The sequence below is a fragment of the Dactylosporangium sp. NPDC005572 genome (assembly GCF_040605515.1).
Lineage (GTDB): Bacteria > Actinomycetota > Actinomycetes > Mycobacteriales > Micromonosporaceae > Dactylosporangium.
In genome coordinates, this window is record NZ_JBEXCY010000017.1 from 27,902 (window position 1) to 36,348 (window position 8,447).

General features: G+C 68.5%; 8 protein-coding genes. 5 read left to right on the top strand and 3 right to left on the bottom strand.

Annotated features, from left to right (window positions below; genetic code table 11):
- The first annotated feature begins 15 nt into the window (after positions 1–15).
- The 3 genes from ABZS66_RS11865 to ABZS66_RS11875 are packed head-to-tail and all read left to right on the top strand — an operon-like array spanning position 16 to position 3,119.
- Complete coding sequence (locus tag ABZS66_RS11865) at positions 16–1,332, top strand: extracellular solute-binding protein (protein WP_354757091.1); 1,317 nt, start codon at positions 16–18, stop codon at positions 1,330–1,332.
- Between the two features lie 27 nt (positions 1,333–1,359).
- Entirely contained in the window at positions 1,360–2,301 is a 942-nt protein-coding gene (locus ABZS66_RS11870; RefSeq protein ID WP_354757092.1) for a sugar ABC transporter permease, read from the top strand.
- The gene (locus tag ABZS66_RS11875; protein ID WP_354757093.1) at positions 2,298–3,119 is read left to right on the top strand and encodes a carbohydrate ABC transporter permease; all 822 of its coding nucleotides are present in this window, start codon (positions 2,298–2,300) and stop codon (positions 3,117–3,119) included. The genes ABZS66_RS11870 and ABZS66_RS11875 overlap by 4 nt, the downstream gene beginning before the upstream one ends.
- Before the next feature lie 89 nt (positions 3,120–3,208).
- Here the strand turns inward: ABZS66_RS11875 and ABZS66_RS11880 are convergent, their stop codons facing one another.
- From ABZS66_RS11880 to ABZS66_RS11890, 3 genes are read right to left on the bottom strand one after another with little or no spacing between them, the layout of a single operon-like run.
- A complete protein-coding gene (locus ABZS66_RS11880; protein ID WP_354757094.1) occupies positions 3,209–3,844 on the bottom strand; it encodes a response regulator transcription factor in 636 nt (211 codons plus the stop codon).
- Entirely contained in the window at positions 3,837–5,063 is a 1,227-nt protein-coding gene (locus tag ABZS66_RS11885) for a GAF domain-containing sensor histidine kinase (RefSeq protein WP_354757095.1), read from the bottom strand. Before ABZS66_RS11885 ends, ABZS66_RS11880 begins: the two co-directional genes overlap by 8 nt.
- Positions 5,053–5,424, bottom strand: coding sequence for a hypothetical protein (locus ABZS66_RS11890; protein WP_354757096.1), 372 nt, complete (start codon positions 5,422–5,424; stop codon positions 5,053–5,055). The genes ABZS66_RS11885 and ABZS66_RS11890 overlap by 11 nt, the downstream gene beginning before the upstream one ends.
- Positions 5,425–6,183: 759 nt before the next feature.
- On the opposite strand from ABZS66_RS11890, the gene ABZS66_RS11895 reads away from it, so the two are divergent.
- Together ABZS66_RS11895 and ABZS66_RS11900 are read left to right on the top strand one after the other, a co-directional pair.
- Entirely contained in the window at positions 6,184–7,008 is an 825-nt protein-coding gene (locus tag ABZS66_RS11895; RefSeq protein ID WP_354757097.1) for a TauD/TfdA family dioxygenase, read from the top strand.
- A 46-nt stretch (positions 7,009–7,054) separates the two neighbouring features.
- Positions 7,055–8,404 carry a serine hydroxymethyltransferase gene (locus ABZS66_RS11900; protein WP_354757098.1) on the top strand — a complete coding sequence of 450 codons (1,350 nt, stop codon included), beginning with the start codon at positions 7,055–7,057 and terminating at the stop codon, positions 8,402–8,404.
- Positions 8,405–8,447 lie beyond the last annotated feature (43 nt).

Consider the following 8,447-nt stretch of genomic DNA (forward strand, 5'->3'; position numbering starts at 1 on the left):
AGGCCTGGTTCATCGATGAAACAAATCCGGGTCCGGCGGCGCCGCCGCACGGTCAATGGCGACAGAGGGAGACAGCTCATGAGGAACGCACGCCTCGCTCGCGCGCTCGTCGCGCTGGTGGGGGCCGCAACGCTTGGCCTGGCGGCCTGCTCGTCCGGCAGCCCGGGTAGCGGGGACACGGCCGGCGGCTCGACCACCCTGACGGTCTGGCACTACTACAACACCGACGGACAGGTGCAGGGCCTGGAGCGGCTTGCGTCCGCGTTCGAGGCCAAACACTCCGGCGTGCACGTCCAGTTCCAGTACGTGCCGGTTGAGCAGATGACGACGAAGGCAGTCACCGCCGCGGGCGCCAAGACGGGCCCCGACGTGCTGGTCTTCGGCGCCTCGGGCACCTACCCGCTGGCGCAGGCCGGCGCGATCAAGCCGATGGACGATTGGTGGTCCACGTACTCCGATGCCAAGCAGTTCCCCGACGGCGTGCTGCAGAAGGTCGACGGCAAGCTGTACGGCGTCCAGGGCTACGTCAACCTGCTGGGCCTCTGGTACAACAAGGACCTCCTCGACCAGCTCGGCGCCCAAATTCCCACCACGATCCCCGAGATGGAGGACGTGATGGCGAAGGCCGTCAAGGCCGGTAAGCAGGGCATCACGCTCACCGGCAAGCCGGGCCTCGAGAGCCAGTGGCAGGGCTTCCCCTGGTTTACGTCGAACGGGTTCACCTACGGGAATGCGCAAGCCGCGCCCATGGCGCAGACGTACGCGATGCTCCAGGACTGGACGGCCAAGGGATACCTGTCCAAGGAGGCGGCGGCGTGGGACCAGGTGGTCCCGTTCCAGCAGTTCGCCGCAGGCTCTTCGGTGTTCGCGGTCAACGGCAACTGGCAGATCGCCGCCGCGGCCCAGGCGAAGTTCAAGTACGGCGTCGCGCCTCTGCCGATCACGTCTCAGGGCGGTGTGCTGCTGGGCGGCGAGGTACAGAACGTCGGGGCGTTCTCGAAGCACCCCGACCTGGCGAAGGAGTTCCTCGAGAACTCGTTCTTCTCGGTTGATGGCGAGCTCACTCTGCTCGACGCGTTCGGCTCGATCCCGGCGCGCGCCGACGCCGCCGCGTCCGCAAAGATCAGCAGTGACCCGATCCTGAGCGTGTTCGGCAAGATCGTGCAGCAGCAGGGTCGCCCGTCGCCGAGCCCGCAGGTGCCGTCCAAGAATGTCGACAAGGTCGAGACGATCGTCGGCAACTACTGGTCGAAAGCGATCTCGGGTCAGGGCAAGCCGGAACAACTCGCCAACGAGCTGGTCGACCAGCTCAAGCCCCTCTTGAAGGGCTGAGGTCGCATGAGTTCGAGCGTGCCCCCGGTGTCCGCGCCGACGAGCACGACCGCCGCCGGCCTCTCCGCACCCGTGCGGGCGCGGAGAGGCCGGCGCTACGGCCGCACCGTCGACCGTCGTATTGCCTTGGCGACTCCCGCAGGTGCCCTGTTGCTCGCGCTGGCCGTCTGGCCGCTCGTACAGCTCGGCAGCATGAGCCTGCACGCAGTGAGCGCGGCGACCCTGAACTCCGAGTGGGACTTCGTCAGTCTCGACAACTACGCGACGATGCTGCGCCAGCCTGATTTCGGTCGGGTCGTAGTCAACACGTTGGCGTTCGTCATGATCGTGACCGTGATCGGGATGGTCGGCGGTTTCATGGTCGCGGTCGCCGTCTTGTCGTCGACCCGCGGTGGCTCCTTCCTGCTCGGTCTGATGGTGTTCGTCTGGGCGTTGCCGCCGGTCGTCAGCGGGTCGATCTGGAAGTTCCTCCTAGCCGACCAGGGCCTGGTCAACCAGATCCTTCGCGCCCTCGGCGGCCACGGGCTGGGGTTCCTCTACGACTCCAAGTTCGCCCTGTGGTCGGTCGCGCTGGTCAATGCTTGGGCGGTCGTGCCGTTCAACGCGCTCGTTCTGCGCGCGGCTCTGCTCGGCGTCGACCCGCAGGTGCTTGAGGCCGCGGAGCTCGATGGGGCGCGGCCCTGGAAGCGGGTATGGCATGTTTTGGTGCCTGCGGGCCGCGCCGCGGCGACCGTCCTCACGATCTTGACGATCGTGTACGCCTTCCGCAGCTTCGACTTCATCTACGTCATGACGTCCGGCGGACCGGGGACTGCATCCACGACGCTGCCGTTCCTTGCGTACTCCGAGGCGTTCCTGACGCTCGACTACGGACGGGGAGCCGCCACGGCGCTCGTAGCTCTCGCCGTTGTCGTCGTGCTCGCGCTGATCTACTCCCGCGACGTCCGCCGAACCGAGGGGGAGGCATGATTCGCCGCCGCCGCGAGCCAATCGCTTTCTCGTTCCGCGCCGTGCTCTATGTGCTCTACGGGCTTCCGTTACTGTGGATTGTCCTCACGTCTCTCAAGAGCCAGGGCGACGTGCTGTCGAGCCAGGCTTCGATCGTGTTCCATCCGACGCTCGACGCGTATCGCGCTGCCATCGCTGATCCGGCGCTCGGCGCCGCTGTTCGTCAGTCGGCGATCGTGGCGATCGGCACGACGGCCGTATGCCTCGCGTTTGCAACGCCTGCCGCGTACGCGCTCGCCAGAACGCGGAGCGCGATCGTCGTGCCGGCGCTCACACTTCTCGTCGTCCTCCAGATGGTGCCGCAGACCGCGAATCTCATCCCGCTGTTCTGGCTGCTATCAAAGTGGGGACTGCTGGATACAACGTTCGGCCTCGTGCTCGCGGACGCGGCTATGTTCCTCCCCTGGGCGATCCTGCTGCTGCGCCCGTTCTTCGGGCAGATCCCGACCGCGATCGAAGAGGCCGCACGCGTCGACGGCGCCTCCACAATCCGCACGTTCCGGTCGGTGGCGCTGCCTCTCGCCCGCAACGGGATCCTTACCGTGTCCTCGGTGATCTTCCTCGTCTCGTGGGGCGAGTTCCTCTATGGCATTACGTTCATGCTCTCGCCCGAGAAGTACCCGCTGTCGTCACTGATCGCGGTTCAGTCCGGTGCCTACGGCGCCGACTGGCCTGCGATGATGGCGTTCGCCGTCGTCGCCGCGGTGCCTGTGCTCGTGGTGTACGTAGCCAGCTTGCGGCTGCTGTCCTCGGGATTGACCATGGGCGCAGTCAAGTAGCCGTGACCATGCGCCGGTGCGGGCGCGTGCAGCCTGAGGCGTCGCGCTTTGTGAGCGACGCGACTGCGCGAGCTTGCTCCTCGCCGCGGTCAGTTGATGCCGGCGTCCCGGGCGCGCGCGATCGCCTCGGCGCGGCTGGCCACGTGCAGCTTGGTGAAGATATTGCTGACGTAGTTGCGGACGGTCTTCGCGCTGAGGTTGAGGCGGGCGGCGATCGCGTCGTTCGGCAGGCCGCGCGCGACGAGCTGGAGCACGTTGCGCTCGCTCGCGGTCAGGTTCGGGAACGGCTCGGCGGAATGGCCGGCGAAGAACGCCATGATGCGGGCGGCGACGGCCGGGCTGTAGATCGCCTCGCCGTTGGCGACGGCCAGGATGGCCCGGGTCATCTCATCGTCCTCGGTGTCCTTGAGGACGTACCCGAGGGCGCCGGCGCGCAGGGCGGCGAAGACCGAATCGTCGTCGGCGAACATGGTCACGACCAGGATCCGCCGGTCGGTGCCGGGTGCGGTGAGTTGGCGGATCGCGGCGAGGCCGTCGACACCGGGCATCTGCAGATCCAGCAGCACCAGGCGCGGCCTGAGCCGGTCGGCGAGCGTGATCGCCTCGTTGCCGTCGGCGGCCTCGCCCACGACCTCGACCTCGGGCATCGTCTGCAGCAGCGCGCGCAGACCCTTGCGGAACAGGGGATGGTCGTCGGCGATCAGGACGGTGATCGGGTCAGTCATGCGACCTCATCGGAAACGTGACGGCGACCCGGGTGCCGCCGCCGTCGGCCGGGCCGATGTCGATCGTGCCACCCAGCTCCGTGCTGCGCTCCCGCATCGAGTGGTGACCGACCCCGGCTAGGTACGTCTCCGGCAGACCACGCCCGTCGTCGGTGACGGTGAGCGCCACGGCGTCCTGCCCGAAGGTGAGCTCGACCGCGCACCTGGTCGCGGCGGCGTGCCGGGCCGCATTGTGCAGGGCCTCGGCGGTGATCCTGTAGATCGCCACCTCGACCGCCGCGGGCAGCGGCGGCACCGGCTCGGGGACCGTCACTGTGCGGGCGAGCCCGTCGGTGGGGTTGAGGTTGCGCAGCGCGTCCGCCAGGCCGAACTCGTCCAGCATCGGCGGGCGCAGTTCGTACACCAGCCGGCGGATGTCCGCGGTGGCCTGCCGCACTCCGGTGCGCAGCTCACCCGCGAGCTGCTCGGCCGCCGCCGGGTCGGACCGCAGGGTGCGCTGCAGCACGCGCAGCTGCAGCCCCAGCGAGGCGAGGGTGGGGCCGAGCCCGTCGTGCAGGTCGCGGCGGATGCGCCGGCGCTCCTCCTCCCTGGCCGTCACCAGCTGCTCACGGGAGGACTGGAGCGCCGTTGCGAGCCGGGCGGTGTGCAGGGCGACGGCCACGTGCCGGGCCAGGTCCTCCAGCAGGTGGACGTCGGCGGCCGACAGCCAGTCCCGTCGGCGCGCGCTGACCCGGAGCGTGCCGAGGGTCAGCTGGTGATGGCGCAGCGGGATGGCGATGACGGCCGCACCGTCGGGCACCGCACCGTGCACGGTGACGACCCGGCCGTCCGCCTCGATCTCGACGTACGGTAGCGCGAGCGTCTCGGCCAGCAGCGTGGTCACGCTCGGCAGCAGCTCGTCCGGGTGCGGGTCGGACTGCAGCTGCCGGTACACCCGGCCGGCGACGTCGTAGGCGTCGTCGCGCTGCCCGTACGCGAGCTGATGTACCCCGCCGTCGACGTGCGCCGAAACCGGTGACCAGGTCACCACCACGACGGCGACCGCGATCACATGCGACCACCACGGGACCTCGGCGAGTGATCCGATCGGACGGTCCGGCCACGTGACCACCACGGCGACCAGCGCGGCGACGACGAGCACGTACCAGAGCATCAGGAACGGGAACAGGATCCGGTACAGCCAGCCACTGAGGACCGAGGACAGCCGCTCACGCCGCACGGACGACCCGTTCCCTCCACAGGCACAGGCTGATGACGACGACGTGGTGGACCAGCATCACCGACGCGAACACGGCCTCGCCGAGGGTGGAGTCGAACAGCAGCGAGCCGACCGCCTGGACGAGCCAGAACGCGTTGACGACGATCAGCAGGACCGCGCCCCACTTCTGTCCCCGCCACGCCCCGTACGCGGCGACGAGCGCGACGACGTCGGACGCGAAGCTCCCGATCACGATGGCGAACGGGTCCTTGCTCCCGTCGGCGCCGAGCACCAGGTTGGGCAGGTCGAACAGGCTGATGCCGATGAGGGCCACCAGCACGGAGAGCACGGCCGCGATCTTCAGGGCGGTGGAGCGGGTCATGGCTGCCATCAGATTCCTCCAGGTCGGGGATTGTCGAGAGCTTCACGGTAGGAATCCCGCGACCCATCCCGCAGCGGGCAGCTGTCCCGAACCGTTGGGACATGCTCCTGGGACAATTGGCAGCCCGTTCAGGGGACGCAGCGTGGTCTCCGGCCAGACGATCTGAGCTCGCTCGTCCTGCGAACCGATTTCACCGATGACGCCACCTGGGCCGAGCTCCAGGCCGCCACCGGTGCCGAGGGCGCGACCTATGTCAGCGACGTCCGCTACGCCGGCGTAACCATCCAGGCCCTGGCCCAGGTGCCGGTGGTCAGGCCGGCAAGGGCCACGGCCGCGCTCACGGTCGCGGCGGCGGAGAGCGCCCGGCTGATCCAGGCGCGCGAAACTGAACGCTCGGACTCGCGGCCCGCCGAGCGGCCGCCCCGCGCCCCTCCGCAGACGCGGCTGTCCAGCACCCCGTGACGACCGGGCTCGATGCACCGAGCCCACGGCACGCGCGGGGGACGCGATGCCCAACGGTACACGGCCGCGACCGGGCCGGGCGGGTGCTCGACCGGCGCAAGCGGTTCCAGGTCATGACTACCCGCTATGACGTGTGTGAATACTGATGGATGCCGTGGCTAGGGGTCGCTGGGGGTTGCGGAGCCGCAAGATATTACGTACGGTCGATCGAGGCATTGAATGTCGTAGGTCAATCAAACGGGGACTGCCATGACGACGCCACTGTTCTCCACGTGTGCGCTCTCGCCGCATCATGGTGTGATCATCGAGCGGGGAAGCCTCGCTCTCGCTGATCTTCCATACGCGGATATCGCCGCACTCTTCAAGCAGCACGGCACATTATTGTTCCGGGGGTTCGACGCGACTTCGGACGATTTTCGCGCCGTCGTCCAGCGCTTCTCAACGAAGCTCTACTTTCATCAGAACCCGAATCGCGAGACCATTTCCCAGGATGGTGCGGTTCTGCTGGTGGACGCGCACCGCAACCCGATCCCGGCGCACGCGGAGATGAGCTACTGCCCGCTGCACCCCGGCCTGCAGTGGTTCTTCTGCGTGCGGCCGGCCAGCGACGGCGGTGCGACCACGGTCTACGACGGCATCCAGGCGCTCGACCGGCTGGCCAAGGAGACCCGTGAGCTGTTCGAGGAGCGCCGGCTGACCTGGCGACTGCCGTTCCCAACTGGTGCCGAGCACCAGCAGCGGGTGTTCGGCACGTCCGACCGCGCGGAGCTCGACGCGCTCTTCGCGCAGTTCGACGACTTCACCTACGACTTCGACGACGCCGGCAACCTGAACTGGAGCTACACGGTCTCGGCCGTGCCCCAGGCGCCCTACGTCGACGCCCGCACGTTGTGCAACAGCTACCTGGGCTCGGGCGCACTCGTCACGTTCGAGGACGGCGCGCCGATCCCGCAGCACTGCCGGTGGGACGCGCTGGACGCCACCGAGCAGGTCGCGGTCGACATCGACTGGCGGGCCGGCGACATTGTCATGATCGACAATCGGCGCGTGATGCACGGGCGGCGCGGTTTCGAGGACCCGAACCGGAAAGTGGCGGCGATGCTCTCGATGCCGAACTTCTGATGGTCCGTCCTCGCCGCTGTCTGTGCCTGACAGGATGGATGTCTTCGTGACCGTAACGTCGGACCACGCCACACGACTGTCATCGTTCTACGAACAAGCGCTCGACAGCCTCGGGCTGGAAGACCCGACGCTGTACGGACTGCTCAACGACGAGTTGGGCCGCCAGCGGCAGACCCTGGCGCTGGTCGCCTCGTGCAGCCCCGTCACGCCGGCGGCGCTGCTCGCCGAGGGCAGCATCTTCGCCAACGTGACCGCCGAGGGGTATCCGGGGCGGCGGTTCCACGCCGGGTGCGTCAACGTCGACCAGGTCGAGCGGCTCGCCGTCGAGCGGGCCAAGAAGGCGTTCGGCGCTCGATACGCCAACGTCCAGCCGCACACGGCGAGCACCGCCAACCAGGTGGTGATGATGTCGCTGCTGCGGCCCGGGGACCCGATTCTGGGGCTCGACCTCGACGCCGGTGGCCACCTCAGCCACGGCGCGTCGGTGAACATCTCGGGCCGTGTCTTCGCCGCGCACAGCTACGGGCTCGGCCCGGACGGGCTGATCGACTACGAGGAGCTGCGGGCGAAGGCGCTGGCGCACCGGCCGCGGCTGATCATCGCCGGCACCACCGCCTATCCGCGGACCATCGACTGGGCCGCGTTCCGGGCGGTCGCCGACGAGGTCGGCGCGTTCCTGCTCGCCGACATCACGCACATCGCGGGGCTGGTCGTCGCGGGCCTGCACCCATCGCCGATCCCGCACGCCCACGTGGTCACCACCTGCACCCACAAGCAGCTCTACGGACCGCGCGGGGGGCTGATCCTGCTGGGCGAGTCCGCCGACATGCGCCTGCCCGACGGCCGAACGCTCGAGCAGACCATGCAGAGTGGGCTGTTCCCGCTGATCCAGGGCGCGCCCGTCGTCAACAGCATCGCCGCCAAGGCCTATGCGATCGGCGCGGCGAGCACCCCGGCGTTCGCCGAGACGATGTCCAGGGTGCGGGTCCTCGCCGCCGGGCTGGCGGAGCACCTGATGCTGCGCGGGGTCCGGGTCATCTCCTCCGGCACCGACAACCACATCGTCGTCGCCGACGTCCGCACGTCCTTCGACATCACCGGCGTCAACGCGGAGAAGGCGCTCGAGGAGTGCGGCATCCTCGTGAACAAGAACCGGATCGTCGGTGACGTCCACTCGGCCAGGGTGACGTCGGGCGTGCGGTTCGGCAGCAACAGCATGGCGGCGCGCCGGTTCGACGCCGACGACCTGGCCGAGGTGGCCGAACTGGTGGTGGAGATCCTGGCGGCGACCGCGGACACCTCCGACACCACTTACGTGCTGGATTCCGCGGTCCGGGCACATGCGCAGAGACGTGTGCAGCAGATCTGCCACCGCCGACCGATCGCCGGCTATTAATAAATTCCAGAAATGTACGTCTAGCAATAGATGAAGTCTGCCA